General features: G+C 70.0%; 25 protein-coding genes and 1 pseudogene. 18 read left to right on the top strand and 8 right to left on the bottom strand.

The genetic code is table 11. From position 1 onward, the window contains the following. Positions 1–14 precede the first annotated feature (14 nt). Positions 15–944, top strand: a complete 930-nt coding sequence (gene miaA / locus J2S22_RS15130) for a tRNA (adenosine(37)-N6)-dimethylallyltransferase MiaA (protein ID WP_272775498.1) — start codon at positions 15–17, stop codon at positions 942–944. On the opposite strand, the gene msrQ is transcribed toward miaA, so the two are convergent. Further along, positions 844–1,749 (bottom strand): protein-methionine-sulfoxide reductase heme-binding subunit MsrQ, encoded by a 906-nt coding sequence (msrQ, locus tag J2S22_RS15135; protein ID WP_272775499.1) that lies wholly within the window; start codon positions 1,747–1,749, stop codon positions 844–846. The genes miaA and msrQ overlap by 101 nt on opposite strands. A gap of 414 nt (positions 1,750–2,163) precedes the next feature. Between msrQ and J2S22_RS15140 the strand changes: the two are divergent. The 5 genes and pseudogenes from J2S22_RS15140 to ilvC all read left to right on the top strand — a co-directional run. After that, a pseudogene (locus tag J2S22_RS15140) lies at positions 2,164–3,927 on the top strand (acetolactate synthase 3 large subunit); the annotation flags it as partial. A gap of 73 nt (positions 3,928–4,000) precedes the next feature. Further along, the gene (gene ilvN, locus J2S22_RS15145) at positions 4,001–4,567 is read left to right on the top strand and encodes an acetolactate synthase small subunit (protein WP_272775500.1); all 567 of its coding nucleotides are present in this window, start codon (positions 4,001–4,003) and stop codon (positions 4,565–4,567) included. A 109-nt stretch (positions 4,568–4,676) separates the two neighbouring features. Further along, positions 4,677–5,054 (top strand): AbrB/MazE/SpoVT family DNA-binding domain-containing protein, encoded by a 378-nt coding sequence (locus J2S22_RS15150; RefSeq protein WP_272775501.1) that lies wholly within the window; start codon positions 4,677–4,679, stop codon positions 5,052–5,054. Then, positions 4,984–5,301: a type II toxin-antitoxin system PemK/MazF family toxin gene (locus J2S22_RS15155; protein WP_272775502.1), complete on the top strand. Its 318-nt coding sequence runs from the start codon at positions 4,984–4,986 to the stop codon at positions 5,299–5,301. Before J2S22_RS15150 ends, J2S22_RS15155 begins: the two co-directional genes overlap by 71 nt. A 137-nt stretch (positions 5,302–5,438) precedes the next feature. Next, complete coding sequence (gene ilvC / locus J2S22_RS15160; RefSeq protein WP_272775503.1) at positions 5,439–6,458, top strand: ketol-acid reductoisomerase; 1,020 nt, start codon at positions 5,439–5,441, stop codon at positions 6,456–6,458. A gap of 175 nt (positions 6,459–6,633) precedes the next feature. On the opposite strand, the gene J2S22_RS15165 is transcribed toward ilvC, so the two are convergent. From J2S22_RS15165 to J2S22_RS15180, 4 genes are all read right to left on the bottom strand, one after another. Next, positions 6,634–7,956, bottom strand: coding sequence for an MFS transporter (locus J2S22_RS15165; RefSeq protein ID WP_272775504.1), 1,323 nt, complete (start codon positions 7,954–7,956; stop codon positions 6,634–6,636). A 98-nt stretch (positions 7,957–8,054) separates the two neighbouring features. Continuing rightward, positions 8,055–8,957 carry an NAD(P)-dependent oxidoreductase gene (locus J2S22_RS15170; protein ID WP_272775505.1) on the bottom strand — a complete coding sequence of 301 codons (903 nt, stop codon included), beginning with the start codon at positions 8,955–8,957 and terminating at the stop codon, positions 8,055–8,057. A 149-nt stretch (positions 8,958–9,106) separates the two neighbouring features. Next, complete coding sequence (locus tag J2S22_RS15175) at positions 9,107–10,111, bottom strand: transketolase family protein (RefSeq protein ID WP_272775506.1); 1,005 nt, start codon at positions 10,109–10,111, stop codon at positions 9,107–9,109. After that, positions 10,108–10,974 (bottom strand): transketolase, encoded by an 867-nt coding sequence (locus J2S22_RS15180; protein WP_272775507.1) that lies wholly within the window; start codon positions 10,972–10,974, stop codon positions 10,108–10,110. Before J2S22_RS15180 ends, J2S22_RS15175 begins: the two co-directional genes overlap by 4 nt. 496 nt (positions 10,975–11,470) lie before the next feature. On the opposite strand from J2S22_RS15180, the gene gcvA reads away from it, so the two are divergent. The 12 genes from gcvA (at position 11,471) to J2S22_RS15240 (ending at position 23,181) form a co-directional block, all read left to right on the top strand. After that, entirely contained in the window at positions 11,471–12,364 is an 894-nt protein-coding gene (gene gcvA / locus J2S22_RS15185; RefSeq protein WP_272775508.1) for a transcriptional regulator GcvA, read from the top strand. A gap of 165 nt (positions 12,365–12,529) precedes the next feature. After that, positions 12,530–13,567: an ABC transporter substrate-binding protein gene (locus J2S22_RS15190; protein WP_272775509.1), complete on the top strand. Its 1,038-nt coding sequence runs from the start codon at positions 12,530–12,532 to the stop codon at positions 13,565–13,567. A gap of 369 nt (positions 13,568–13,936) precedes the next feature. Next, a complete protein-coding gene (locus J2S22_RS15195) occupies positions 13,937–14,812 on the top strand; it encodes an EamA family transporter (RefSeq protein WP_272775510.1) in 876 nt (291 codons plus the stop codon). Between the two features lie 110 nt (positions 14,813–14,922). Then, a complete protein-coding gene (pdxY, locus tag J2S22_RS15200) occupies positions 14,923–15,771 on the top strand; it encodes a pyridoxal kinase PdxY (RefSeq protein WP_272775511.1) in 849 nt (282 codons plus the stop codon). Between the two features lie 5 nt (positions 15,772–15,776). After that, complete coding sequence (locus J2S22_RS15205; protein ID WP_272775695.1) at positions 15,777–16,676, top strand: PhzF family phenazine biosynthesis protein; 900 nt, start codon at positions 15,777–15,779, stop codon at positions 16,674–16,676. Then, complete coding sequence (locus tag J2S22_RS15210; RefSeq protein WP_272775512.1) at positions 16,673–17,368, top strand: NUDIX hydrolase; 696 nt, start codon at positions 16,673–16,675, stop codon at positions 17,366–17,368. The genes J2S22_RS15205 and J2S22_RS15210 overlap by 4 nt, the downstream gene beginning before the upstream one ends. Before the next feature lie 117 nt (positions 17,369–17,485). Then, entirely contained in the window at positions 17,486–18,541 is a 1,056-nt protein-coding gene (locus tag J2S22_RS15215; protein ID WP_272775513.1) for a LacI family DNA-binding transcriptional regulator, read from the top strand. A gap of 19 nt (positions 18,542–18,560) precedes the next feature. Next, positions 18,561–19,574: an ABC transporter substrate-binding protein gene (locus tag J2S22_RS15220; protein WP_272775514.1), complete on the top strand. Its 1,014-nt coding sequence runs from the start codon at positions 18,561–18,563 to the stop codon at positions 19,572–19,574. A gap of 156 nt (positions 19,575–19,730) precedes the next feature. Then, positions 19,731–20,540 carry an ABC transporter permease gene (locus J2S22_RS15225; RefSeq protein ID WP_272775515.1) on the top strand — a complete coding sequence of 270 codons (810 nt, stop codon included), beginning with the start codon at positions 19,731–19,733 and terminating at the stop codon, positions 20,538–20,540. Between the two features lie 3 nt (positions 20,541–20,543). After that, the gene (locus tag J2S22_RS15230) at positions 20,544–21,335 is read left to right on the top strand and encodes an ABC transporter permease (RefSeq protein ID WP_272775516.1); all 792 of its coding nucleotides are present in this window, start codon (positions 20,544–20,546) and stop codon (positions 21,333–21,335) included. Then, a complete protein-coding gene (locus J2S22_RS15235; protein WP_272775517.1) occupies positions 21,332–22,366 on the top strand; it encodes an ABC transporter ATP-binding protein in 1,035 nt (344 codons plus the stop codon). Before J2S22_RS15230 ends, J2S22_RS15235 begins: the two co-directional genes overlap by 4 nt. Continuing rightward, positions 22,360–23,181, top strand: a complete 822-nt coding sequence (locus tag J2S22_RS15240) for a phosphodiesterase (protein WP_272775518.1) — start codon at positions 22,360–22,362, stop codon at positions 23,179–23,181. Before J2S22_RS15235 ends, J2S22_RS15240 begins: the two co-directional genes overlap by 7 nt. A 43-nt stretch (positions 23,182–23,224) precedes the next feature. Here J2S22_RS15240 and J2S22_RS15245 read toward each other — a convergent pair whose 3' ends face one another. From J2S22_RS15245 to J2S22_RS15255, 3 genes are all read right to left on the bottom strand, one after another. Then, positions 23,225–25,162 carry a DUF2207 domain-containing protein gene (locus J2S22_RS15245; protein WP_272775519.1) on the bottom strand — a complete coding sequence of 646 codons (1,938 nt, stop codon included), beginning with the start codon at positions 25,160–25,162 and terminating at the stop codon, positions 23,225–23,227. Then, a complete protein-coding gene (locus J2S22_RS15250; RefSeq protein WP_272775520.1) occupies positions 25,159–25,716 on the bottom strand; it encodes a LemA family protein in 558 nt (185 codons plus the stop codon). The genes J2S22_RS15245 and J2S22_RS15250 overlap by 4 nt, the downstream gene beginning before the upstream one ends. A 255-nt stretch (positions 25,717–25,971) precedes the next feature. Beyond that, on the bottom strand, positions 25,972–26,436 hold the full coding sequence (locus tag J2S22_RS15255; RefSeq protein WP_272775521.1) for a hypothetical protein: 465 nt from the start codon (positions 26,434–26,436) through the stop codon (positions 25,972–25,974). Positions 26,437–26,808 lie beyond the last annotated feature (372 nt).

Below are 26,808 nucleotides of genomic sequence, written 5' to 3' on the forward strand. Positions count from 1 at the left end.
CTGACCGCACAGCCATGTCCGCCATCGACGCCATCCTGATCGCCGGGCCGACCGCGAGCGGAAAATCCGCCCTGGCGCTCGCCCTGGCGGAGGCCCTCGACGGCGTCGTGATCAACGCCGACTCGATGCAGGTCTATCGCGATCTCCGCATCATCACGGCGCGGCCGACGCCCGACGAGGAGGCGCGGATGCCGCATCGGCTCTACGGGCATGTCGATGCCGCCGTGAACTACTCGGTCGGGCACTGGCTCGCCGATGCGCGCACCGCGCTCGCCGCGGCCCGGGGGCAGGGGCGGCTGCCGATCGTCTGTGGCGGCACCGGGCTCTATTTCAAGGCCCTGACGCAAGGCCTGTCGCGGGTGCCGCCGGTGCCCGGTGAGATCCGCGACGCGGTCCGCGAACAGCTCGACCGGCTCGGGCCGGAGGGGCTGCACGCCGAGCTCGCCCGCCGGGACGCCGGCGAGGCGGCGCGCCTGGAGCCGCGCGACAGGCTGCGTGTCGCACGCGCCCTCGAGGTGCTGCTGGCGACCGGCCGGCCCCTGACCGCCTGGCACGCCGAGACCGATCCGCCGCTGCTCGATCCGGCCCGCGTGGTCACGGCGTTCCTGGCCCCCGATCGCGCCGCGCTCTATGCCCGCATCGATGCGCGCTTCCTGCGCATGCTGGAGGACGGGGCACTGGAGGAGGTGCAGGCGCTCGGGGCGAGGGGACTCGACCCGCTGCTGCCCGCCATGCGGGCCCATGGCGTACCCGGCCTGCTGGCCCATCTCGCAGGGACGATGTCGCGCCAGGCGGGGGTGGACAAAGGCCAGGCCGACACCCGCCACTACGCCAAGCGGCAGTTCACCTGGTTCCGCCACCAGCTCCCGGACTGGCCGTGGCTCGCGCCGGAACAGGCCCTCCACGAGGTGCTGCGCCGCGCGTCGTCCGGCCGAGCGGGATGACCGCGCGGAGTGCCGCCAGGACAGCGATCGCCAGGCCCGTCGTGAGAACCCAGGCGGCCGGGCGCAGGCCGAAGGAGACATCGAGATTGGCGGCCAGCACCAGGGTCGGGTCGACGCCGGTGGTGACCCCGTACCAGGCCGCCTCGCCGAGCGCGGTCGCGGCCGCGGCGACGAGCGCGAGCGCGGCGAGCTTCAGCGGCCGGAGATCGCCGAGGAACCGGTAGGCCAGCCGATAGAGCAGCAGCCAGGCCAGAAAGCCGGCCATCATGATCGACTCCGTGACGTCGAGCTTGGTCTGCATGAGGAAGTGCAGGATCGCCAGCATCGCGATCGGATAGGCGAGGCGGTGCAGGGCCTGCCAGCGCGGCCCGCCCAGCCGCCGCACCATGCCGTCGGTCGAGGTGACGGCGAGCGCGGCGAGCCCGACCAGGGCGACGAAGCCGATGGTCAGGTAGACGCGCAGCACGATCTCGCTCGCGATCTTCGCGAGGTCGAGCTTCTGGTCGAAGCCGTAGAGCGTCAGGTGCAGGGCCGCCCAGGCGAAGGCGGCGACCCCGATGGTCCGCCGCGTCAGGATCAGCCGCGGGACGCCGAGAACCCGCCGGGCCGGCGTCACGGCCAGCGACAGCAGGAGGAACCGCACCGCCCAGGAGCCGGTCTGGTGGATCGCCTCGTTGAGCGGCCGCGGGCCCAGGCCGCCGGTCGCGGAGAGCCAGGCGAGCCACAGAGCGGGCAGGACGACGGCCACGAAGGCGACGATCTTCGGAAACGACCAGCGGCCGTTGCGTTCACGTAGAAAGGGCATGCGGAACCTCGGTGGCGGCCGGAAGCTAACGATGCACGGTCGCGGAGACGAGACCCGACGGCCGCTGACGGCCTTCACGGCCGGTCACGATCCGCGGAGCTGGCCGGTGCGGGCGTGTCGCTCCGCGGTGCTCGCGAGTCCGTCATTCGAACGGCGGATTTGCGCTGTTACGTCCTTGACCCCGAATCGGGGCTCCTCTATAAGGCCGGCAACTTTTGATGCGAAGACATGCACCATGCGCAATATTATTTCGCTTCTCATCGTAGGCCGGCGCGCCATCCGGGGATCGTCCTGAACGATCCTGCCCGGGGTGGCGTGCTGCACAAGGGGCCCTGGCGGCCCTTTTTTCATTCCTGACCACAAGTCCTCCCGAAAGACCGGCCCTAGGCCGAGACGAGACAGCAGGCGGAGAAAGCCATGACCAAGGAGATGACGGGCGCCGAGATGATCATCCAGGCGCTGATCGACCAGGGGGTCGAGCACATCTTCGGCTATCCGGGCGGCGCGGTGCTGCCGATCTACGACGCGTTGTTCCACCAGGAGCAGGTCCGGCACGTGCTCGTGCGCCACGAGCAGGGCGCCGTGCACGCCGCCGAGGGCTATGCCCGCTCGACCGGCAAGGTCGGCTGCGTGCTGGTCACTTCGGGCCCCGGCGCCACCAATGCCGTCACCGGCCTCGCCGACGCGCTGATGGACTCGATCCCGATCGTCTGCATCACCGGACAGGTGCCGACCCACCTGATCGGCAACGACGCCTTCCAGGAGTGCGACACGGTCGGCATCACCCGGCCCTGCACCAAGTACAACACCCTGGTGAAGAGCATCGAGGAGCTGCCCCGGGTGCTGCACGAGGCGTTCCACATCGCATCCACGGGCCGGCCCGGCCCGGTGGTCATCGACGTGCCGAAGGACGTGCAGTTCGCCACCGGCACCTACTCGCGGCCGAAGGCCTTCGCGCATCGCGGCTACGCGCCGAAGCCGAAGGCCGATCCGCGCCGCGTGGAGGAGGCGGTGGCGCTGATGCGCAACGCCCGGCGGCCGGTGTTCTACACGGGCGGCGGCGTGATCAATTCGGGCCGCAAGGCGACCGAGCTGCTGCGTCAGCTCGTCCGCACCACCGGCTTCCCGATCACCTCGACCCTGATGGGGCTCGGCGCCTATCCGGCCTCCGATCCGCAGTGGCTCGGCATGCTCGGCATGCACGGCACCTACGAGGCCAACCTGACGATGCACGAGTGCGACCTGATGATCTGCATCGGGGCGCGCTTCGACGACCGCATCACCGGCCGGCTCGACGCCTTCTCGCCGGGCTCGCGCAAGATCCATGTCGACATCGACCCGTCGTCGATCAACAAGAACGTCAAGGTCGACGTGCCGATCATCGGCGACTGCACCGAGGTGCTGGAGGAGATGCTGCGGCTGTGGACGGCGCAGCCCGGCGACGGGCACGCCGCCGCGCACAAGGCGTGGTGGAAGAAGATCGACCAGTGGCGGGCCCGCAAGAGCCTCGCCTACAAGCCGTCCAACGAGGTGATCAAGCCGCAATACGCGATCCAGCGGCTCTACGAGCTGACCAAGGACCGCGACACCTACATCACGACCGAGGTCGGCCAGCACCAGATGTGGGCCGCCCAGTTCTACGGCTTCGAGGAGCCGAATCGCTGGATGACCTCGGGCGGCCTCGGCACCATGGGCTACGGCCTGCCGGCCGCGGTCGGCGTGCAGCTCGCCCATCCGGACGCGCTCGTCGTCGACATCGCCGGCGAGGCCTCGGTGCTGATGACCATGCAGGAGATGTCGACCGCGGCGCAGTACCGGCTGCCGATCAAGATCTTCATCCTGAACAACCACTACATGGGCATGGTGCGCCAATGGCAGGAGCTCCTGCACGGCGGCCGCTACTCGCAGAGCTACTCGGAGGCGCTGCCGGACTTCGTCAAGCTCGCCGAGGCGTATCACGGCGTCGGCATCCGCTGCGAGAAGCCCGGCGATCTCGACGCGGCGATCAAGGAGATGATCGCGGTGGACAAGCCGGTGCTGTTCGACTGCGTCGTCGATCCGTCCGAGAACTGCTTCCCGATGATCCCCTCGGGCCGTGCCCACAACGAGATGCTGCTAGGCGACGCCGCCGAGAACCTCGACGAGGCGATCACCGAGGAAGGCAAGATGCTGGTCTGACGACCGCGGGACACAGGCCCCTCTCCGCCGCCGGGGAGGGGCGATCGACATTCGGGGCAGGGATTTTCCAATCATGAACGCGATCACGCCGCACTCGAGTTCCGGGAGCACGTCGCACTATCCGTCCGCCCACGTGGCGCAGGCGATCGAGACCCACACGCTCGCCGTCATCGTCGACAACGAGCCGGGCGTGCTGGCCCGCGTCATCGGCCTGTTCTCCGGCCGCGGCTACAACATCGAGAGCCTGACCGTCTCGGAGACCGAGCACCAGAGGCACCTGTCGCGCATCACCGTGGTGACGCGCGGCACGCCGATGGTGATCGAGCAGATCAAGAACCAGCTCGACCGCATGGTGCCGGTGCACCGCGTCGTCGACATGACCGTGTCGGGCCGCGCGATCGAGCGCGAGCTCGCGATGGTGAAGGTGCGCGGCAAGGGGGATCACCGGGTCGAGGCGCTGCGCCTCGCCGACGCCTTCCGGGCCCGGGTGATCGACGCCACGGTCGAGAGCTTCGTCTTCGAGATCACCGGCGCGGCCGACAAGATCGACCAGTTCGTCAGCCTGATGCTGCCGCTCGGCCTGGTCGAGGTGTCGCGCACCGGCATCGTCGCGATCGCCCGCGGACCCGAGGGGATGTGAGGTCGCCTGCCCTCCCTCTCCCCGCGCAGCGGGGAGAGGTGAAGGTGCCGCAGCGAGCGGTGGACGCCCGGTCATCTCGGATATACATTGTGTATCCGAAGAGGGTGCCATGAAGGTCAAGGTCGCGAAATGGGGCAACAGCCTCGGGGTGCGGCTGCCGAAGGCGGCAGCCGAGGCCGCCGGGCTCCTGCCGGGGACCGAGCTGGAGGTCGAAGTCGAGGGGAACACCCTGCGGCTGCGACCCGCCTGGAAGAGTTCGAAGCAGCTCTATGCGGAAATGATCGCCGAAATGGATCGTCTGGGTCCCGAGAACCGTCCGGATGTCGTGGATTGGGGACCCGACGTGGGGGCCGAGATCATCGATGACGATTACAGCCGAGGACTCCTCCCAACTCCAGGCTGGGGACCTGGTATGGGTGGATCTGCGTCCGACCCGCGGCCGCGAGCGAAGCGGCGTCAGGCCCGCGGTGGTCCTCACCGATCGTGATTTTCATCGGCTCAACGACACCGCGATCGTGTGCCCGATCACGTCGAACACGAAGCCCTGGCCGAGCAAGGTCCTGCTCCCGCCCGGACTTGCCGCGTCGGGGGCGATCCTGGTCGATCAAATCCGGATGCTGGACAGGGGCGTACGGGGATTCCGGCCGATCGGACGGGTGCCTCCGGAGACGCTGTCGGCTGTCCGCATGCGCCTGGCTGCACTCGTCGGCATAAACGTCGGCGGCCCGATGTAAAGGACAGGCTGATCCGTCGCGGCCGGACTTGTCGTGGCCCCGCGTACCTCCTAGAAACCCACCACGGCAGCCCGGGTCTCGGGTCCTGCCGGACCCACACAAAAGGGCGGCCCGATCCGCCGAGCAGGGGAACCACAATGCGTGTCTATTACGATCGCGACGCCGACCTCAATCTGATCAAGACCAAGAAGGTCGCGATCGTCGGCTTCGGCAGCCAGGGCCACGCCCACGCGCTCAACCTGCGCGACTCCGGCGTCAAGAACGTCGCCGTGGCGCTGCGTCCCGGCTCGGCGAGCGCCAAGAAGGCCGAGGCTGCCGGCCTGCCGGTCATGTCGGTCGCCGAGGCCGCCAAGTGGGCCGACGTGATGATGATGCTGACCCCGGACGAGCTGCAGGCCGACATCTACGCCGCCGAGATCGCCGCCAACATCCGCGAGGGCGCCGCGCTGATGTTCGCGCACGGCCTCAACGTCCACTTCAACCTGATCGACCCCAAGAAGGACATCGACGTCCTGATGATCGCGCCGAAGGGCCCCGGCCACACGGTGCGGGCCGAGTACGAGCGCGGCGCCGGCGTGCCGTGCCTGCTGGCGATCCACCAGGACGCCTCGGGCAACGCCCACGACATCGGCCTCTCCTACGGCTCGGCGATCGGCGGCGGCCGCGCCGGCATCATCGAGACGACCTTCCAGGAGGAGTGCGAGACCGACCTGTTCGGCGAGCAGGCGGTGTTGTGCGGCGGCGTGGTCGAGCTGATGAAGGCCGCCTTCGAGACCCTGGTCGAGGCCGGCTACGCGCCCGAGATGGCCTATTTCGAGTGCGTGCACGAGATGAAGCTGATCGTCGACCTCATCTACGAGGGCGGCATCGCCACCATGAACTACTCGATCTCCAACACGGCCGAGTACGGCGAGTACAAGTCGGGCCCGCGCCTCGTCACGCCGGAGACCAAGGCCGAGATGAAGAAGGTGCTCAAGGACATCCAGTCCGGCGCCTTCGTCAAGGACTGGATGCTGGAGAACAAGGTCAACCAGGCCTCGTTCAAGGCGATGCGGGCAAAGATGGCCAAGCACCCGATCGAGGAGGTCGGCACCAAGCTGCGCGAGATGATGCCCTGGATCAAGCAGCGCGCCATGGTGGACAAGAGCCGGAACTGACCGGGCTCGCCTGGATCGGAGAATTCGGAAAGGGCCGCCGCGAGGCGGCCCTTTTCGTGGGCCGGTGCCGTCCGGGCGCCAGCGGCGCGCCCGAAAACGAGAAAGCCGGGAGGCCCCGGCTTTCCGCGTCTGTCGGCATGCCTCGTCGGCGAAGACAAGGTCCGACCGGGCGGGTCTACGCCTCCGAATAGGTCATTCGGACCGCGTCGTTGTGCTGCTGCCGGCCCGGGGCCGTCTCCCGGGTGGCGAGCCCGCACAGCGCCGAGACGACGCCGAGCGACGAGAAGATCACGGCCGGGCCGATCCAGCCGAACGTGCCGTAGATAGCGGTCGCGATGAACGGCAGGAAGCCGGCGATCAGCGAGGTGCCGTTGTAGCCGAGCGAGATGCCGGACGAGCGCACCGTCGTCGGGAACTGCTCCGAGAACCAGCTCGACTCGACCGCGAAGATCGGGTCGTGCGAGAACAGAAGCGACAGCGACACCGCGGTGATCACCATGATTACGGCGCCCGTGTTGATCATCATGAACATCGGGATGCCGAACGCGATGGTGAACAGCGCGCCCAGCATGAACACCGGCTTGCGGCCGATCCGGTCGCTCAGGGCGCCGTAGATCAGGTGGCTGACGAGCCCGAAGGCGGAGCCGACCAGCGTGCCGATCAGCACATTGCGGGTCGAGGTGACGTGGGCGAGCGTGACGTAGGAGAGCATGAAGCTCGTCGTCACGTAGTAGCCGCCCGTCTCGGCGAGCCGCAATCCCATGATGCGCAGGATAAGGCGCCAGTCGCGGCGGATCACCTCGACGGCCGGCATCTTGACGAGCTTATTCTGCCGCTTGACGTTCTCGAAGTCCGGCGATTCCGCGATACTCATCCGGATGAACATGCCGATCGCCACCATGACAAACGAGGCGAGGAACGGCGCCCGCCACACCCAGTCGCCCTCGAACACGGCGACCGAGAGCAGGAACGACCCGTTCGCCAGCAAGAGACCCAACGGGATACCGAGTTGCGGCACGGCGCCGTAGAAGCCGCGCTTCTCCTCGGGTGCGTGCTCGAACGCCATCAGCACCGCGCCGCCCCATTCGGCGCCGAACCCGATGCCCTGGATCATGCGCAGCAGGATCAGCAGGATCGGCGCGACGACGCCGGCCTGCGCGTAGGTCGGCAGTGCGCCGATCGCGATGGTCGCGAGCCCCATGATCAGCAGCGACCAGAACAGCACCGCCTTGCGGCCGATGCGGTCGCCGTAGTGCCCGGCCAGATAACCTCCGAGCGGCCGCATCACGAAGCCCACGGCGAGCGTCGCGAAGGCGGCGAGCACGCCGATGATCTCGCTCTCGGCGGCGAAGAAGACCTTGCCGAAGTAGGCTGCGGCCGCGGTCCCGTAAATGAAGAAGTCGTAGCTCTCCACCGCCGACCCGATCATCGAGGCGACCGATACCTTGATCGGATTGTCGCGATGGGGGAGCGACGTGTTCGACGAAGTGACTTGCATGTTTCGTCCTTTCCGAGCGTTCGGCGGAGCCGCGTGGCCGGCGGGCCGCCGATGTCGGCGAAGCCGCCGACGGGCTGCTGGAGAGATCGTCCGAGGCCTCAGGGCGTGGGCTTGCGATAGGTCTCGATCACGCGGCTATCGTCGCGCACCGCGAGGCCGGCGGCCGAGGCGGCCGCGAAGCGCGATTTCGCGACGTCGAGCAGGGGCACCGCGGCGCCGCACGCGGCGGCCGCGTCGGCGACCAGGGTGCTGTCCTTGACGAAGATCGAGATGGTGCTGGTGACGGGTGCATCGGTGCCGAGCAGCATGCGCGGGCCGCGGTCGGACAGCATCCACGAGCCGCCGGCACCGCCCTTGACGAGATCGAGCACGGCCGTTTTGTCGAGGCCGAGGCTGTCGGCGAGCGCCAGCGCCTCGCCGGCGGCGGCGAGATGGACCGAGCAGAGGTGTTGATTGACCACCTTCACGCTCTGGCCCTGGCCGAGCGTGTCACCGACCACTCGCACCTCGCCCATGGTGTCGAGCACCGGCCGCACCGCGGCGATCTCGGCGACCTTGCCGGCCGTGAAGATCTTCAGCTCGCCGGTGGCGGCCCGTGCGGTGCCGCCGGTGACGGGCGCGTCGATCACCACGGCCCCGGCCTCCTGCAGCCGGGCGCCCTCCCGCTGGACGGACGCCGGGCCGACCGTCGACATGACGATCCAGGTCGCCCGCGTGGCGGGGGAGGCGAACGGCGACGCCGCCACCCATTTGCGCCCCCCGGTTTCCGCCAGCGCGGTGTCGACCACGGTGGCGAGTTGCGCCGGGGTCGCGACCATCACGACGACGACGTCGGCACCGGCCGTGTCGGCGAAGCTCTTCACGGTCTCGATGCCCGCCGCCTTCGCCTTGGCGCGCGCCTCGGGAGAAGGGTCGACGCCGATGACCGCGTGGCCGCCGCCGGCGATCCGCTTTGCCATCGGTAGACCGATGGCGCCGGTGCCGATGAACACGACTTTCATTCCTGTACTCCTTCCCGTCTCGGCGTGCGCCAGGGCGCCGCCGAGTGTCCTCGTCGTTGCGATCGTTCATTTGCAGAGGGCCGCGCCCCGGCAGACACGGGGTACGGCGAGGGGCGGGTCGGCTGGCCCACGGCCAGCCGACCGGATCGTCAGGCCAGCCAAGCCTTCAGCGAGGCGACCATCGCGGTGGTCGAGATGCCGTAGCGGTCGTGCAGGGTCGGCAGGGCGCCGGCCGCCAGGAACGCATCCGGGAGTGCGACCTGCCGGAACTTCGGCGCCTGGCCGGCCCGCAGCAGCGCGCCGGCGACCGCCTCGCCGAGGCCGCCGACCACGGTGTGGTTCTCGGCCACGACCACCAGCCGGCCGCCGCGTGAGGCCTCCCGCACGATGGTCCTTTCGTCGAGCGGCTTGATGGTCGGTACGTGCAGCACGGCCACGTCGGCGTCGCCGCCCGCCATCGCCTTCGCCACCTCGAGTGCCCGCATGGTCATCAGGCCGGACGAGACGATCAGCACGTCGCGGCCGTCGCGGATCAGCTTGGCCTTGCCGAGCTCGAATACGTAGTCGTACTCGTCGAGCACCAGCGGCACTTGGCCGCGCAGGAGCCGCATGTAGACCGGGCCCTTGTGAGCGGCGATCGCCGGGACGATCTGCTCGATTTCGTGGGCGTCGCAAGGATCGACGATCGTCATGCCGGGGATGCCCCGCATGATGGCGATGTCCTCGGTCGCCTGATGGCTCGGGCCGTAGCCGGTCGTCAGGCCGGGGAGCGCGCAGGCGATCTTGACGTCGAGATGCTCCTCCGCGATCACCTGATGGATGAAGTCGTAGGCGCGACGCGACGCGAACACGGCGTAGGTGGTGGCGAAGGGCACGAAGCCCTCCTTGGCCATGCCGCCGGCGGCGCCCATCAAGAGCTGCTCGGCCATGCCCATCTGGAAGAAGCGCTCCGGATGGGCCTGCGCGAAGATGTGGAGATCGGTGTATTTCGACAGGTCGGCCGTCATGCCGACGATGTCGGCGCGTTCCTCGGCCACCTTGCACAGCGCGTGGCCGAACGGCGCCGCCTTGGTGCGCTGCCCGGCCTCCGCGATCGAGGCGATCATGGCCGAGGTGGTGAGGCGAGGCTTGCCGGTCGATACGTTGACGTTCATTGCACCGCTCCCTTGGCGTCCAGCACCGCGATCGCCTTCTGCCATTCGTCGGCGTCGACGCGGATGAAATGGTTCTTCTCGCGCTCCTCCAGGAACGGCACGCCCTTGCCCATCTTGGTGTCGAAGATGATCACGCGCGGCCGCGGCTCGGCGTGCTCGCGCGCGGCGTCGAAGGCGGCCAGCACGGCGGAGAGATCGTTGCCGTCGACGCGCTGGACGAACCAGCCGAACGCCGCGAACTTCTCGTGCAGCGGCTCGAAGCCGAGGATGTTCACCGAGGTGCCGTCGGCCTGCTGACGGTTCACGTCGACGAGCGCAATCAGGTTCGACAGGCCGTGATGCGCGGCCGACATCGCGGCCTCCCAGGTCGAGCCCTCGTCGAGCTCGCCGTCCGACATCGAGTTGTAGACGAAGGCCGGATTGTTCTTCTGCCGGAGCCCGAGCGCCATCCCGACCGCGATGACGAGACCCTGGCCGAGCGAACCGCCCGAGATCTCCATGCCGGGCGTGTAGCTCGCCATCCCGGACATCGGCAGCCTGCTTCCGTCGCAGCCGTAGGTCTCGAGTTCCTTCTCGGGGATGATTCCGGCCTCGATCAACGCGGCGTAGAAGGCGATGCCGTAGTGGCCGTGTGACAGGAGGAAGCGATCGCGCCCTTCCCATTCCGGCTCGCTCGGCCGCAGCTTCAGAGCGTGGCAATAGGCGACCGCCAGGACGTCGGCGATGCCGAGCGCCTGGCCGATGTAGCCTTGCCCCTGCACCTCGCCCATGCGCAGCGCGTAGCGGCGGATGTTGTCGGCGTGAACGCTCAGATCGCGAAGCAGATTGTCGCCTCGTCCTATCGGAAGCGGGCGTCGGTCCATGGGCTGGACTCCTCGTGTTGACGATGTGGAGAAGCCGCGCTCGCAGGTCGCCGCGATCGTGGTCGCGGGGCGACGGCGGGCGTCGGGGATTGGGGTGTCCCGGCAATGGGAAAGCGCAGTCCGGGCATGTGCCATTCCAAGCGGTCCAGAGCGGACGATTGGGGGTCGGGGTCGTGCGCGAGAGGAAGCTTGCTTGCTTGCAGCGTTGCGCTCAAATGAATAAGAGAGCTCAATAGGTGAGATCAGCTCATGTGAAAGAATCCGGCATGCGAACCAAGCCCGAACGATCGGAAGACCTTGGCCGAACCGGATTATCGGCCTCGCGGGCGGGCCGGAACGGAGCGTTCTCTCGCTGCGGTGCAGCAAGGAGCTGCGCGCGCGGAATCCCGGAAACGGTCGTCCGGCCGACGTCCGCACCGGATGCGGGACCCGCCGTCCGCGGCCGTCCGCGCCGCGTACGTCGCCGCGGGCGTCCGTGCGATCGAGAGAGCCTCGCGTGAAATCGCCGTCGCTCCGTTCGATCCAGGTGTTCGAGGCGGCGGCCCGCCTCGGCTCGTTCGCGGCGGCGGCCGAGGAACTGCTGCTGACGCCGTCGGCGGTCAGCCATCAGATTCGCGACCTCGAACGCGAGGTCGGGGTGGTGCTGTTCCACCGGGCGCATCGGGCCATCGTGCTCACCGACACGGGCCGCCGCTTCGCCGTGCAGGTGAGCGAAGGGCTCGGCCTGATCGCCGCCGCAAAGCGCAGCATCGAGCGCGGCGGCAAGAGCGACATCCTCACCATCCACACGGTGCCGAGCTTCGGCTCGCAATGGCTGATGCCACGGCTGTCGCGCTTCAGCGCGTCGGAGCCCGACATCGACGTCCGGCTGAACGCGTCGGTCGGCGCGGTCGATCTCGCTGCCGGCGAGGCCGATTTCGACATTCGGTACGGCAACGTGTTTCCGGCCTGGGGCGTCGAGGTGCGGCCGTTTCCCGAGGAAACGATCGTCGTGCTGTGCGCGCCGGCCCTGGCGAAGGGCCGCAAGGCGCTGCGCACGCCGAGTGACCTGCACCGGCACACGCTGATCCACTCGGAGGTCAATCTGGTGACGTGGAGCGACTGGCTGCGGCTGCACGGGGTGGCGAACGTCGACCTGTCGCGGGGGCCGCGCTTCGACCGCTCCTTCATGGCGATCAGCGCCGCCGCCGACGGCGTCGGGATCGCGCTGGAGAGCCGGCTCCTGATCCACCGCGAGCTGGAGAGCGGGCGGCTTGTGCTGCCGTTCGGCGACGACGGGCCGCGGCTCGTCTGCCACCGCCTGCTTTATCTCAAGTCCAAGCTGAAGCTGCCCAAGATGCGCCGCTTCCGCGACTGGCTGCTCGACGAGCTGGCTGCCTCGGAGCGCTGACGACGAGCGGCCTCCCGGCCCGCGCGCCGCGGCGGCAGGGGTCCGCTTTACGTCGTCGCCGGCCCGCCGTCCCCGGAACCGTCGGGCTCCCGAAATGGGTTGCCCTCGCCGCAACTGCCCGATAGTGACTGTGCATAACAATTTTCATCCTCGGGAGGATGTTTCATGAAGCTCGTCACATTCGCGGTGGCCGCCGCGACGGCCCTCGCCGCTGTCGCGACCTCGTTCGCACCCGCTGCCGCCCAGACCGCGCCGGCGCCCGAGAAGTCAAAGCTGGTGCTCGGGGTCGGCGGCAAGAACCTCCTGTACTACCTGCCCCTCACGCTCGCCGAGAAGCTCGGCTACTTCAAGGAGCAGGGGCTCGACGTGACGATCACGGACTTCGGCGGCGGCGCGAAGTCGCTGCAGTCGCTGATCGGGGGCTCCGCCGACGTGGTCACCGGCGCCTACGAGCACACCATCCGGATGCAGGCGAAGGGCCAGGAGATCCGCGCCGTCGCCGAGCTCGGCCGCTTCCCCGGCATCGTGCTCGCGGTCCGCAAGGACCGGGCCGACAAGGTTAAGTCGTTCAAGGATCTCAAGGGCATGAAGATCGGCGTCACGGCGCCGGGCTCGTCGACCAACTTCTTCCTCAATGCGCTGATCGCCAAGGAGGGCCTCAAGCCGTCCGACGTGTCCATCATCGGGGTCGGCGCCGGCATGTCGGCGGTCGCCGCGATGAAGAAGGGCGAGCTCGACGCCATCTCCAATCTCGATCCGGTCATCACCAAGCTGGTGCAGGACGGCGACGTGGTCGTGATGGCGGACAGCCGCACCGAGGCCGACAACGAGAAGCTCCTGGGCGGCAACAATCCGGCCGCCGTGGTCTATCTCAAGGCCGACTTCATCGAGAAGAATCCCGAGACCACGCAGCGCATCGTCAACGCCTTCTACAAGACGCTGCAGTGGCTGAAGACCGCGACCCCCGAGGACGTCGCCAAGACGGTGCCGGAAGAGTACCACCTCGGCGACCGCGGCCTCTACATGGCGGCCTTCACCGCGTCGAAGCCGATGTACTCGACCACCGGCATCATCCCGGAGAAGGGCATGCAGAACGCCCTCGACATGCTGGTGCAGTTCGACGAGGACATGAAGACCGCCAAGATCGACCTCAAGCGCACCTTCGACGACCGCTTCGTCAAGAAGGCCGCCGGCACGATGTGAGCCTTACCCTCTCCCGAGGGGAGAGGGTCGGGCGCGAGCGAAGCTCGCGACCGGGGTGAGGGGCGTATACGCCGATGGTTGGCCTCGGCACCCCCTCACCCGGATCTCGCGCGACGGCGCGAGATCCGACCTCTCCCCGCTGGGGAGAGGTGACAGGAGCCTGCTGCACCCGCCGTCCGGGCCCGCGAGTCCGGTCTCGGCTGCGCGGCTCGCTGGGCTTGACCTCGCCGCCGCCACGGGAGAGACGTCGGCATGCCGCGCGAGGAGAAGGCGCGGCGTCCGGGTGGCGGGTCCGCGACCCGCGGCCGGATCACCCCCACGCGTCCGGGCCATCGGTCCGGGCCGCTCGCCCGGACGGCACTCCCCGGAATGTACGCGCCCCGCCTGACCCTGCCGCACGTCCTGCTCGCCCTGCTCGTCGCCGCCATCTGGGGCGTCGCCTTCGTCTTCACCAAGCTCGGGCTCGACAGCTTCTCGCCGCTGGTCCTCACGGCCCTGCGCTTCTCCGCCTCGGCGCTGCCGCTCCTGGTAGTGCCGCGACCGCGCATCGCCCTCGGCGCGACCGTGGCGATCGGCCTGACGCTGTTCGTCGGCCAGTTCCTGTTCCTGTTCCTCGGCATCACCCACGGCGTCCCGCCCGGCCTGGCGGCCGTGATCCTGCAGACCCAGTCGATGTTCACGGTGGCGCTCGCCGCGGCGATCTTCCACCAGTACCCGACCGCCCGGCAGGCGACCTCGCTCCTGGTCGCGGCCGCCGGCCTCGCCTGCATCGCCGGCACGATCGGGCAGGAGTTCGACGTCTGGGCGCTCCTCCTGATGCTCGGCTCGCCGCTGAGCTTCGCGGTCGGCAACCTGCTGCTGCGCAAGGCCGGCCAGAGCGACATGGTGGCCCTGATGTCGTGGCTGAGCCTGGTGCCGCCGCTGCCGTGCCTGGCGCTGGCGCTGGTGCTCGAAGGTCCGGCGGCGATCGGGACGAGCCTGGTCGCCGCACCGTGGATCGCCTGGGTGTCGGTGCTCTATCTCGCCTTCGCCGGCACCACCATCGCCTTCGCGGCATGGGGCGCGCTGCTGCGACGTTACGGTGTCGCCACCATCGCGCCGTTCGCGCTCCTGGTGCCGTTCATCGGCGCCTTCGCCTCGAGCCTGGTCTTCGGCGAACGCTTCGGCCCGCTGCGGCTCGCCGGCATGGCATTGGTGCTGGCCGGCCTCGCCATCCTGATGGTACCGACGCGGCGCCGCGCGTGACCGGCCGGCGGGGCGCGTGAACCGCCCGCGAAACGGGTTTGCGCCGGGCGGCGGGGCGCTGTAGGGGTTCCGGACACGTCCAGCCCTGGTGTCGTCACGTCCTGTCCGCCATGAACATTCTCTCGATTCAATCCCACGTCGCCTTCGGGCATGTCGGCAATGCCTCGGCGGTGTTCCCGCTGCAGCGGCTCGGCTGCGAGGTATGGCCGATCCACACCGTGCAGTTCTCGAACCACACCGGCTACGGCGCCTGGAAGGGCCGCGTCTTCGACGGCGGCATGATCGGCGAGCTGCTGGAGGGCATCGCCGAGCGTGGCGCGCTGCCGCACTGCGACGGCGTGCTGTCGGGCTACATGGGCGGCGCCGACATCGGCGAGGCGATCCTCGATGCCGTCGGCAAGGTGCGCGCGGCCAATCCCAAGGCACGCTACTGCTGCGACCCGGTGATCGGCGACGTCGGCCGCGGCGTGTTCGTGCGGCCCGGGATCCCCGAGTTCATGCGCGCCCGCGCGGTTCCTGCCGCCGACATCATCACGCCCAACCAGTTCGAGCTCGAATACCTCGCCGAGCGCACGACGGCGACGCTCGCCGATGCGCTGAAGGCGGTCGAGATCGTCCACCTGCTGGGCCCGAGCGTGATCCTGGTCACCTCGCTGCACACCGACGAGACGCCGGCCGACGCGATCGACATGCTCGCCGCCGGCCCGGACGGCCGCTTCCGCCTGCGCACCCCGAAGCTCGACATCGCGATCAACGGTGCGGGCGACGCCATCGCGGCGCTGTTCTTCTTTCACCGCCTCGCCACCGGCTCGACGGCCGAGGCGTTGTCGCGCGCCGCGTCGTCCATCTTCGGCCTGCTGACGCGGACCGTCGAGGCGGGCTCGCGCGAGATCCTGACCGTCGCCGCCCAGGACGAGTTCGTGACGCCGTCGCGGGTGTTCACCCCCGAGGCTGTGTGATCGCCATGGCGCGCCGGTTCGTCACGCTCGACGTCTTCACGTCGCAACGCTTCACGGGCAATCCGCTCGCCGTGGTGCTCGATGCCGAAGGCCTCGACGCCGCCGCCATGCAGGCGATCGCCAGGGAATTCGTGCTGTCCGAAACCGTGTTCGTGCTGCCGCCCGCCGACGGCGCGCATCGGGCGCAGCTGCGCATCTTCACGCCGACGCGCGAACTGCCGTTCGCCGGACACCCGACCGTCGGCGCTGCCGTGCTGCTCGCCCGGCTCGACGGCGTCGCGAACGACCGCGAAATCGTCATCGAGGAGACGGTCGGCCCGGTGCATTGTCGCATCGCGCCGCGCGGCGCGGACAGCGGGCGTGCCCGCTTCGATCTGCCTCGGCTGCCGGAGCCGGCTCCGGGTGCGGTCGATGCCGCTGCGGTGGCGGCCGCACTCGGCCTCGCCGAAAGCGATGTGGGCTTCGGACGCTTCGTCCCCGAAAACTGGACGGCCGGCGTCGCCTTCACGCTGGTGCCGGTCAAAGGCCTCGTCGCAGTCTCGCGTGCAAAACCCGACATGAGCCGCTGGGACACCGCCTTCGGCGCCGAGGGGCATCCGGCCGCCTTCGTGTTCAGCCGCGAGGCCGTGGAGCCGGGCCACGCCTTCCACGCCCGCATGTTCGCGCCCAGCCTCGGCATCGTCGAGGATCCGGCCACCGGTGCGGCCGTCGCGGCCTTTGCCGGGGCCGTGGCGCGGCATGGCGGACTGGCCGACGGTGACCACGAGCTCGTGATCGAGCAGGGCTTCGAGATGGGGCGGCCAAGCCTGATCACGCTCTCGCTCGCCATGCGGAGCGGCGCGCTCGTCTCCGCCGCGATCGGCGGCGAGGCGGTCGTCGTCAGCGAAGGCCGGCTGCTCGCGTGACCCCGCTCTCGGTTCTCCCGGTCGATCGTCTCGATCTCGCGCTGGTGCCCTTTGCGTGGCCGTTCGCGGTCGAGCATCGTGCCGAGATCGACGTACATTTCGCCGCGCTCCAGCGCCGGCTGCCGCATGTCTGGAACGGCCGCGTGCTGCTGATGCGCGACCATGCGCTGGTCGACGGAACGGTGCGGGCACAGCTGTTCGAGACCGACTTCGCGAGCTTCATGGCCTGGCGAGACTGGGGCTTCCCGGATACGACCGTCACCAACGCGTTCGCCATGGGGGCGCTGCGCGGCCGCGACGGCGGCTTCCTGCTCGGCGAGATGGCGGTCGGCACGGCGAACCAGGGCAAGGTCTACTTCCCGTGCGGCACGCCCGATCCGAGCGACGCACATGAAGGCGTCGTCGACTTCGCCGGCAGCGTCGTGCGCGAGATGCGGGAGGAGACCGGCATCGGCCCGGAGGACTACGAGCAGGGCGCCTGGTTCATGGTGCCGGCCTGGCCGCGCCTCGCCCTGATCCGCATCCTCCAGTCCCGCGTCCCGGCCGACGCCATCTGCGAGAGGGCGCGCGCCCACATGGCGGCCGAGGACCATCCCGAGCTCGCCCGCGTCTATGCGGCGTACGGCCCCGCCGATCTCGACGACGGGGTGCTGGACTTCGTCCAGGCGTTTCTGCTGCACGCCTGGCGCTGACGCGGCGCCGACGGCTCCGCCGCACGCTCTCCCGATGCTCCCGATCCGCTGTCGCGTGGCTGTCACGGGCCGCCGCTACCGTGCTGGTGAAAACGTTTACACCAGCGCCCGGCGGCCATGGATCCGACCCCGATCCCGACCAGTGACACGCCCCGCAAGGCGACGACCATCAAGGACGTCGCCCGCCGCGCCCGCTGCTCGATCGCCAGTGTCAGCCGGGTGGTCAACGACTCCGGCCCGGTGAGCGGCGCGCTGCGGCTGCGCATCGCCGCGGCGGTGGCGGAGCTCGAGTTCCGGCCGAGCGAGGTCGGGCGCAGCTTGGTGCTGAAGCGATCCCGCACCATCGGCGTGCTGGTGCCGAGCGTCACCAATCCGGTGTTCGCCGACTGCCTTGCCGGCCTGCAGGAGACGGCCCGCCGCGGCGGCCACGCCGTGCTGATCGCACAGTCGAACTACGAGGCCGGCCGCGAGGTCGAGGCGATCGAGCCGCTGATCGCCGAGCGCCCCGCCGGCCTGGTGCTGACCGTCTGCGATCCGGCGTCGAGCGAGGCGCGGGCCCGTGCCGCCGCGGCCGGCATCCCGACCGTGCTGCTGTTCAACGAGGCGAGCGATCCGGGCGTCGCGCTCGTGACGGTCGACAATCGCGGCGCGGGCCGCGACCTGGCCGCCGCGCTGATCGGGCGCGGCCATCGTCGCATCGCCTTCGTGGCCGGACGCTTCGCCGCCTCCGACCGCGCGCGAGCCCGCTACGAGGGCGTCCGCGACGCGCTCGTGGCCGCCGGCCTGCCGGTCGAGCCGCCGGTCGAGGCCGACTTCATCGACGGGCCGGACCGGATCGACCTCGCCGACATCCTCGACCGGCTGCGGCCGACCGCGATCGTCGCCTCCAACGACCTTCTGGCGATCGGCGTCGTCGCGGCGCTGCGTCGCCACGGGCTCGCCGTGCCGGACGACGTCTCGGTGGCCGGATTCGACGGCATCGCCATCGGCGGACTGATCGCGCCGTCGCTCGCCACCATCGCGTGGCCGGCCCGCGCCATGGGCACCACGGCGGCCGCCATGCTGCTCGATCTCGTCGCCGGCCGCGGCCGCGAGCCCGGTCGGACCCTGACGCTTCCGCATCTCTTCCGGCCCGGCGGCACCCTCGCCGACGCGCCGAACACCTCCCGCTGAGCCTCGAACGGAGATCCCCATGACGACCCGCCGGACCCTTCTCGGCCTCGCCGCCGCTGCCGCGCTGCTCGCCGCGCCGGCCGCGCTCGCGCAGAGCGGCACCGCGATCTGCTACAACTGCCCGCCGCAGTGGGCGGACTGGGCCTCGATGCTGAAGGCCGTGCAGCGCGACCTCGGCATAACCATGCCGCACGACAACAAGAACTCCGGCCAGTCGCTGTCGCAGGTGCTGGCCGAGCGCGCCAACCCGGTCGCCGACATGGCCTATTACGGCATCACGTTCGGCATCAAGGCGAAGGCGGAGGGCGTCACCGAGGCCTACAAGCCGGCGCTGTTCGACGAGATCCCGGCCGGCCTGAAGGATCCGGCCGGCCACTGGTGGACCGTACACCAGGGCACGCTCGGGCTGTTCGTCAATGTCGACGCGCTGCGCGGAAAGCCGGTGCCGGCCTGCTGGGCGGATCTCAAGAAGCCCGACTACAAGGGGCTCGTCGGCTATCTCAACCCGACCTCGGCGGCGGTCGGCTACGTCGGCGCGGTCGCCGTCAATCTCGCGCTCGGCGGCACCCTGCAGGACTTCGGGCCGGGCCTCGCCTTCTTCAAGGACCTGGCCAAGAACGATCCGATCGTGCCGCAGCAGACGTCCTATGCGCGGGTCGTCTCGGGCGAGATCCCGATCCTGTTCGACTACGACTTCAACGCCTACCGAGCGAAGTACACCGAGAAGGGCAGGTTCGCCTTCGTCATCCCGTGCGAGGGCTCGGTGTCGTTCCCCTACGTGATGACGCTGGTGAAGGGCGCGCCGCACCCCGAGCAGGCGAAGCGCGTGCTCGACTATCTGCTCTCCGACAAGGGCCAGCTGATCTGGACCAACGCCTTTCTGCGCCCGGCGCGCCCGGTCGAGATGCCGGCCGAGGTGGCGGCCAAGTTCCTGCCCAAGGCCGACTACGACCGCGTGAAGGACATCGACTGGGGCGCCGCCGAGCAGGTGCAGAAGGCGTTCTCCGATCGCTACCTCGCCGAGGTGCGGTGAGGCCCGAGCGCCTTCCGCCGTTCTCCGTCATGGCCGGGCTCGTCCCGGCCATCCACGCTCTTCGTGTCTGACGCTCGAAGACGTGGATGCCCGCGACGAGCGAGGGCATGACGACGCTGTCCATGTGGCCGGCGCTGCCGGACAAGCGAACAACAGATGCCCCGTCGCTTCGAGATCCTGCTCCTCCTTCCCGCTGGCGTGTTCCTGCTCGCCTTCCTGCTGGTGCCCATGGCCGTGCTGGTGCCGGTCGCCGGCTCCGGCCGGCTCGGCTGGAGCGCCTATCTGGCCGTGCTCACCGAGCCGCGCTATCGTGCCACCATGGTCTCGACCCTGATGGTCGCGGCGGCGACGACCGGGCTGACGCTGATGATCGCCACGGTCGCGGCGCAGTTCCTGGCGACGCGGCGATTCGTCGGACGTGATCTGCTGGTCGCGATGCTCACCTTTCCGCTCGCGTTTCCGGGCGTCGTCGTCGGCTTCATGGTGATCCTGCTGGGCGGCCGGCTCGGCCTCGTCGCCCAGGCGAGCGAGGCGATGATCGGCGAGCGCATCGTCTTCGCCTACTCGCTCACGGGGCTGCTGGTCGGCTATCTCTATTTCTCGATCCCGCGCGTCATCCTCACCGTGATGGCGGCGGTGGAGACGCTCGATCCGGCACTGGTCGAGGCGGCGCGCTCGCTCGGGGCGGGGCCGCTGCGCATCCAGCGCGACATCGTCCTGCCGGCGCTCGCCCCGGCGCTGACGGCAGCCGGCGCGCTATGCTTCGCGACTGCCATGGGCGCCTTCGGGACGGCGTTCACGCTCGCCACCCGCATCGACGTGCTGCCCATGGTGATCTACACCGAGTTCACGCTCGGCGGGAACGTCGCCGTCGCTGCGGCGCTGTCGATCGCGCTCGGCCTCGTCACTTGGGCTGCGCTCGCGCTGGCCCGCAACGCGACCGGCAGCGTCGCGGCGGCGGGCTGAGCCATGCGGATCACCACGCTCGCCGCCGGCCTGCTGACCGTGCTGGTCGCCGCGTTTCTCGTCATGCCGGCCGTCGTCTCGATGGTGGCCGGCGTCTCCGTCTCGTATGCACGCGGCGTCTCCGAGTGCCTCACGCTCGATTGGATCGTCGAGGTCTGGCGGCTCTACGCCGACACGATCGTGCGGTCGATCGCGATCGCGCTCGCGACCGTCGCCGTTACGCTGCTGATCGGCGTGCCGGCCGCCTATGCGCTGGTGCGGCGGGGCGGGCGGCTCGCCCGCGTCGCCGAGGAGATCGTCACGCTGCCGCTCGCCGTGCCGGGCCTCGCGTTGGCGCTCGCGCTGATCATCACCTATGGCGGCGTCCGCGACCTTCGCGGCTCCTCGGCCTTCATCGTGATCGGCCACGTGCTCTACACGCTGCCCTTCATGCTGCGCTCGGTCATGGCGGTGCTCCAGTCGATCGACTGGCGCCTCCTCGACGAGGGCGCCGCCTCGCTCGGCGCCTCCCCGTGGCGGCGCTTCGTCGACGTGGTGCTGCCCAACGCCCGGCCCGGCATCCTCGCCGGCGCGCTCACCGTCGTGACCCTCTCGATCGGAGAGTTCAATCTCACATGGATGCTGCACACGCCCTTGACCAAGACGCTGCCGGTGGGACTCGCCGACTCCTACGCCTCGATGCGACTGGAGATCGCCTCGGCCTACACGCTGGTGTTCTTCCTGATGATCGTGCCGCTGCTGGTCGCCATGCAGATGCTGTCGCGGATCGGCGCACGGCGGGAGGCGCGTCCGTGACGGCGACGCAAGGCGTCGCGCACGGTGCGAGCCTGTCGGTGCGCCGCGCCGGCAAGACGTTTCCGGGCGGGGTCGTCGCGCTGCAGCCGACCGATCTCGACCTGCCGGCCGGCGAGATCCTGGTGCTGCTCGGCCCCTCGGGCTGCGGGAAGACGACGCTGCTGCGTCTCGTCGCCGGGCTCGCGGCGCCCGATCCGGGCGGCGCCGTGCTGTTCGACGGTGTCGACGTGACCGGCACGCCGATCGAGCGACGCCGCGTCGGCATGGTGTTCCAGTCCTACGCGCTGTTTCCCAACATGACGGTCGCCGAGAATGTCGGCTACGGCCTGAAGGTGCGGGGCGAGCCGCGTGCGGCGCGCGAGGCCGAGGTCGGGCGGCTTCTCGCCATGGTCGGGCTCGCCGATCTCGCCGACCGGCCGGTCGATCGGATCTCCGGCGGCCAGCGCCAGCGTGTCGCCCTCGCCCGCGCCATCGCGATCCGCCCGAAGGTCCTGCTGCTCGACGAGCCGCTGTCGGCGCTCGACGCGGCCTTGCGCGAACGGCTGCGCATCGAGCTCGCCGGGCTGCTGCGGCGCTTCGCCATCACGGCCATCCATGTCACCCACGACCAGGCCGAGGCGATGGCGATCGGCGACCGCATCGCCGTGATGCGCGACGGCCGCATCATTCAGCTCGGCACGCCGGAGGACATCTACGCCCGTCCGGTGGATCCTTTCGTCGCGAGCTTCGTCGGCACCATGAACCGGCTGCCCGGGCGTCTCGTCGCCGGCAGTACGGCCGACGAGGTGTTCTTCCGGCCCGAGGCCGTGACGGTCGGTCCGCCCGGCGCCGGGCCGCTCGCCGCGCGGGTGGTGGCCGCGATCTTCTTCGGCGCCCATCGCCGGCTCACGCTCGATGTCGACGGACACGTCGTCGAGGCCGATATTGCGTCGGACCGGCCGGTGCGGGTCGGCGACGCCGTGTCGCTCGCGCTCGATGCGGCCCGCCTGCATGTATTTTCCGAACCCAGTGGAAGAATCGACGGATGCTGATCGCCCAGATCTCCGACCTTCATCTTCGCCCGGCCGGGGTGCTCGCCTACGGCGTCTCCGAGACCAACGCCTATGCCGAGCAGGCGATCAACGCGCTGCAGCGGCTGCAGCCGGCGCCCGACCTCGTGATCGTCACCGGAGACCTGACCGACGAGGGGCTGCCGGAGGAGTTCGGGCTCCTCACCGGCCTGCTCGATCGGCTGCCGATGCCGGTCTTCTGCATCCCCGGCAATCACGACCGCCGCGAGGCGATGCGGGCCGCCTTCGCCGGGAAGGGCTACCTGCCGGCCGAGGGACGGCTCGACTTCGTGGTGGAGACCCGGCCGGTGCGGCTGATCGGCCTCGACAGCCTGTGGGAGGGGCACGGCGCCGGGCGGCTCGAGCCGGAGTCGCTCGCCTTCCTGGCCGACGCGCTCGGCGCGGCGCCCGAGGTGCCGACCATCGTCGCCGTGCACCATCCGCCCTTCGTCTGCGGCATCGGCCACATGGACCGCATCCGCCTGCTCGACGGCGCCGAGCGCTTCGCTGCCATCGTCGATGCGAATCCGCAGGTCGAGCGGGTGATCACCGGCCATCATCACCGGCCGGTCGCGGTGCGGTGGGCGGGGACGATCTGCCAGATCGCGCCCTCGGTGGCCCATCAGGTCACCCTGACGCTGACGCCCGACGCGGCCTCCGACTTCGTGCTCGAGCCGCCCGCCTTTCTGCTGCACAAGTGGATCGAGGGGACCGGCCTGGTGACGCACCAGGCCTATGTCCATCGCGCGCCGGGGCCGTTCCCGTTCTTCGCCACGAAGCCGAACGGCGACGCCTGAGCGTCGTTCGGGCAATGCGGTGGAGCAAACCGGGGCTCGACCGTCACCACCCCGAGCCGCCGCCGCCTCCGCCACCGCCGCCGGAGGAGCCGCCGCCGCTCGAGCCACCGCTCGAGCCGGGAGCCGAGGACGACGCGGCGACCGTGTCGGTGAGACCCGAGGCGAGCTTGCTGGTCCAGCTCGTCGTGTCGTCCCAGCCGCGATCGCTGGTGTACCAGGCGGCCGCGGCGGCGCCGACCCCGGCGGCCGCCAGCACGCCCGCGAAGCGCTTCGCCCAGGTGTTCTCGACGTCCAGCGCGATGGCGTAGGGCAGGAACCGTTCGAACAGCTCCGGGGTCTTCTCGGGCGGGGTGAGAAACTCCAGGCGCTCCTCCTCGGCCGTGCCGAGGTATTGGCGAAGCCCGGCGATCTGGTCCATCACCTTTCGGCCCTCGCGGGTCGGCGCCTTGAGGAGCGTGAAGGCGAGCGCCACCACGGGGGCCAGGACGATCGGCACGAGGCCCGGCACGGCGTCGAGCGGGACGTTCGCCGAGGCGACCAGGGCCATCAGGCCGGCGCCGCCGAACACGCTGAGGAAGACGGCCCCGACCACGAAGGCGACGAGCTTCACCTGGCCACGGATCAGGCCGACGATCAGCAGCGAGCCGGCGAAGGCGCCGACCGAGCCGAAGATGGTGCCGATCAGCAGCGGGCCGCCGAACGCCTCGCCGCGGGTCAGGAAGGCCGTCACCACGATGGCGACGACGAGTGCCGCCCAGAGGACGGCCCCCAGCGCCGCCCAGCCGGCATTGGTGCGGAACAGCCTGCCCCGATAGGCGGAGTCGAGGCCCTGCTGCAGGGCCGTCCTGGCGGCACCGATGCGCTTGTGATTGCTCTGCTCCAGCGTGATGGCGCCGCCCGTGAAGAGCTTCGTCGCGACGGCGCGCTCGGGCGTGGGCAGGGGCTTGCCGCCGGGGCGCCGCGCGAGCCGCGTCTCGTCGCCGATGTCGGCGACCGTGAGATGGCCGCGCACGCCGAGGTCGACGATCGCCGCCGCGAAGGTGCGGTCGTCGAAGCCCATGCGCCAGACGTAGCGGGTCGCCGCCGCCGTGAATCCCTCCGGCGGGCCGAACAGCGGGATGACGGTGCCGCGCGCCGGGTCGCGGCCGACCTTCAGCCAAGCGACCAGGTAGTAGCCGAGCAGGCCGGCGCCGCCGCCGAGGGCGACGAACAGGGCGAGATTGTCGGCGAGCCACCAGCCGAGCTTCTGGGCGTCGGTCGGCGGCGCGACGACGCCCTTGTCCCAGGCCGCCGCGACGGTGAGGCCGTTCCGCGGCGGCAGCGGGCGAGTGGTGCGGAACGCGATGACGCCCGGGCGCTGCTCGGTCACGACGGCGTCGCGCCCGCGCGCGCCCTGCGGGCCAGTGTAGATCGCGCTGCGGCGGAACGGCACCGCCTCGGGCAGGGTGATGCGCGCCTCGGCGACGTCGATCCCGAACGCCCAGCCGGTGCCGGTGGCGTTCCAGTAGAGCTCGTCGACGTCGGCGAAGAAGCCGATCTGCCGCGTGGTGCGGTACCGGATCTCGTAGGTGTGCGGCCCCGGGCGGAGGAAGGTCTCGGCGCTGCCGATGCGCAGCCGCACGCCGTTCGACAGGCCTTCGCGGGCGAACGGCTCGCGGCTGCCGTCGCGCGCGACCGAAAGGACTTCGAAGCCGACCTCGACCCGGGTGCCGTCCGGCCGGGTGTAGACGGTGGGAAAGTCGCGAAGAATGCCACGGCGGATCTCGCGGCCCTCGGCCTGGACCCGGATCGTCTCGGTGACCACGAGGTCGCCGTTCCGCTCGACCGTCACGTCGCTGAGGAAGGACAGGATGCGTTCCTGCGCCTGCGCCGGCACCGGCCCGATCGCGAGGATCGTGACCAGGACGGCCGCGACCAGGGCCGTCGCGACCAGGGCGGTGCGGCGGAGGGCGGCATGGCGAAACGCTCCCGCGGCGCTCACCGGGAGAACTCCACCTGGGGCGCGACGGCGTCGCCGTCGTCGATCTCGAAGAACGGCCGCGGCGAGAAGCCGGCGAGCCGGGCGACAATCAGGTCCGGAACCGAGTGGACGGCCACGTTCAGGTCGCGGACCGTGCCGTTGTAGTAGCGCCGCGCCATCTGGAGTAGGTCCTCGATCTCGGCGAGCTGGTCCTGGAGCTTGCGAAAATTCTGGTCGGCCTTCAGGTCCGGATAGGCCTCCGCGAGCGCGAGCAGCCGGCCGAGCGAGCCTTGCAGCGCGCGCTCCGCGGCGGCCTGGCCCGAAACCGTGTCGGCGGCGACGCTGCCGGCGCGGCGGGCCGCCAGATCCTCGAACAGGGCGCGCTCGTGCGCCGCATAGGCCTTCACGGCAGCGACCAGGTTCGGCACCAGGTCGGTGCGGCGGCGGAGCTGGACGTCGATGCCGCTCCACGCCTCGCGGGCGAGATTGTCGAGGCGGACGAGCTTGTTGAACAGGTACGCCGCGACGCCGGCCAGGCCGGCGAGCACGACGAGGCCGATCCATTCGGGTGCCATGGCGTCTCGCGCGAACGCACCGGAGCGCGGCGGCGGTCCGGTGGGAGAGGGCGACGATTCGAATGGGTAGTGTAGCTTGTGCCGACGACGTTCAAAGATCCGGATCGCCGGTCGGGCGCGGGGGCGGGAGCGTTCTTTGGGCCAACATGATCACGCCTCCTGCCGCGTACGGACGGCGGGAGGGATGCGGGCCAGACGGTCCAGACGATGCGAACGGGAGACGGCGCGCGATTCGGCCGCCTCCCGGTCGGCCGTTCAGTTGACCCGGACTTCGCTGCGGGCCTCGGTGGGCTTGAACGCCCCGCCCTTGGCGGCCGGCAGCTCGAGGGTCGCCGCCGTCGGCTTGGCCGGGGCGTTGGCGCGCCGGATCTGGTAGAGATACCAGGCGCCGACCGCGATCACGAGGATGCCGACCTGGTAGCCCGGGATCAGCAGCGACAGGGCGATCAGCACCACCGCGACCGTGCAGGCCTTGGCGAGCTTCTCGACGTCGCCGACGATCAGAGAGAGCCGGTCGTAGTTCTCGCCCTCCAGGAAGGGCGCCGTGAAGCGGTCGAGACCGAACCGCGTCCATGCCCCCATGTAGCCCAGCTTGTAGGCCCAGAGCAGGAACAGGGTCACGGCGAACGCGATCACGGAAATCACGGCCCCGAGCGGGCCGGCGGCGGCGCCGATGACCACGACGAGGGCGACGGCGAATGCGGAGATCCAATAATTCATTTGAGTAACCCTTCACCCGGAGCCGGGTGCCTTTCAGGTTTGTCCTCTCCCGACGAAATACGCAGACGGCATGATGGTACAGCGTCGGCCGAGTCCTGTAAATTTCGCCACTGTCGCATGGTGAAGGGCTCCCGACCGCGGCGAGGCCTTTCGGAGAGGCATAACCGTCTCGTAAACCGAGACGTCCCGGCTCCGCTCGGGGCCGATCAACCTTCCGGGACCGTCCGGGCCGAAAGGACGTCGTCCAGGCGGCAGGGCGGGCGGCCGAGTCGCGGCGCTCCGGGCGGACCCGAAGCGGGCCCGGGACGACCCGGCCCGGCCGCGGTCCTCCCGGCTTGCCCTCGCCGGCGGCGCGCGTTACAAGGGCGCCGT

Origin of the sequence: Rhodoplanes tepidamans, assembly GCF_030813915.1 — a bacterium.
Classification (GTDB): Bacteria; Pseudomonadota; Alphaproteobacteria; order Rhizobiales; family Xanthobacteraceae; genus Rhodoplanes; species Rhodoplanes tepidamans.

Bases quoted from the DNA above. Each gene is read 5' to 3' on its own strand.
- miaA (WP_272775498.1), top strand. From the start codon at position 15: ATGTCCGCCATCGACGCCATCCTGATCGCCGGGCCGACCGCGAGCGGA.
- msrQ (WP_272775499.1), bottom strand. From the start codon at position 1,749: ATGCCCTTTCTACGTGAACGCAACGGCCGCTGGTCGTTTCCGAAGATC.
- ilvN (WP_272775500.1), top strand. From the start codon at position 4,001: ATGAACGCGATCACGCCGCACTCGAGTTCCGGGAGCACGTCGCACTAT.
- J2S22_RS15150 (WP_272775501.1), top strand. From the start codon at position 4,677: ATGAAGGTCAAGGTCGCGAAATGGGGCAACAGCCTCGGGGTGCGGCTG.
- ilvC (WP_272775503.1), top strand. From the start codon at position 5,439: ATGCGTGTCTATTACGATCGCGACGCCGACCTCAATCTGATCAAGACC.
- J2S22_RS15165 (WP_272775504.1), bottom strand. From the start codon at position 7,956: ATGCAAGTCACTTCGTCGAACACGTCGCTCCCCCATCGCGACAATCCG.
- J2S22_RS15170 (WP_272775505.1), bottom strand. From the start codon at position 8,957: ATGAAAGTCGTGTTCATCGGCACCGGCGCCATCGGTCTACCGATGGCA.
- J2S22_RS15175 (WP_272775506.1), bottom strand. From the start codon at position 10,111: ATGAACGTCAACGTATCGACCGGCAAGCCTCGCCTCACCACCTCGGCC.
- J2S22_RS15180 (WP_272775507.1), bottom strand. From the start codon at position 10,974: ATGGACCGACGCCCGCTTCCGATAGGACGAGGCGACAATCTGCTTCGC.
- J2S22_RS15190 (WP_272775509.1), top strand. From the start codon at position 12,530: ATGAAGCTCGTCACATTCGCGGTGGCCGCCGCGACGGCCCTCGCCGCT.
- J2S22_RS15195 (WP_272775510.1), top strand. From the start codon at position 13,937: ATGTACGCGCCCCGCCTGACCCTGCCGCACGTCCTGCTCGCCCTGCTC.
- pdxY (WP_272775511.1), top strand. From the start codon at position 14,923: ATGAACATTCTCTCGATTCAATCCCACGTCGCCTTCGGGCATGTCGGC.
- J2S22_RS15205 (WP_272775695.1), top strand. From the start codon at position 15,777: ATGGCGCGCCGGTTCGTCACGCTCGACGTCTTCACGTCGCAACGCTTC.
- J2S22_RS15215 (WP_272775513.1), top strand. From the start codon at position 17,486: ATGGATCCGACCCCGATCCCGACCAGTGACACGCCCCGCAAGGCGACG.
- J2S22_RS15220 (WP_272775514.1), top strand. From the start codon at position 18,561: ATGACGACCCGCCGGACCCTTCTCGGCCTCGCCGCCGCTGCCGCGCTG.
- J2S22_RS15225 (WP_272775515.1), top strand. From the start codon at position 19,731: ATGCCCCGTCGCTTCGAGATCCTGCTCCTCCTTCCCGCTGGCGTGTTC.
- J2S22_RS15230 (WP_272775516.1), top strand. From the start codon at position 20,544: ATGCGGATCACCACGCTCGCCGCCGGCCTGCTGACCGTGCTGGTCGCC.
- J2S22_RS15240 (WP_272775518.1), top strand. From the start codon at position 22,360: ATGCTGATCGCCCAGATCTCCGACCTTCATCTTCGCCCGGCCGGGGTG.
- J2S22_RS15250 (WP_272775520.1), bottom strand. From the start codon at position 25,716: ATGGCACCCGAATGGATCGGCCTCGTCGTGCTCGCCGGCCTGGCCGGC.
- J2S22_RS15255 (WP_272775521.1), bottom strand. From the start codon at position 26,436: ATGAATTATTGGATCTCCGCATTCGCCGTCGCCCTCGTCGTGGTCATC.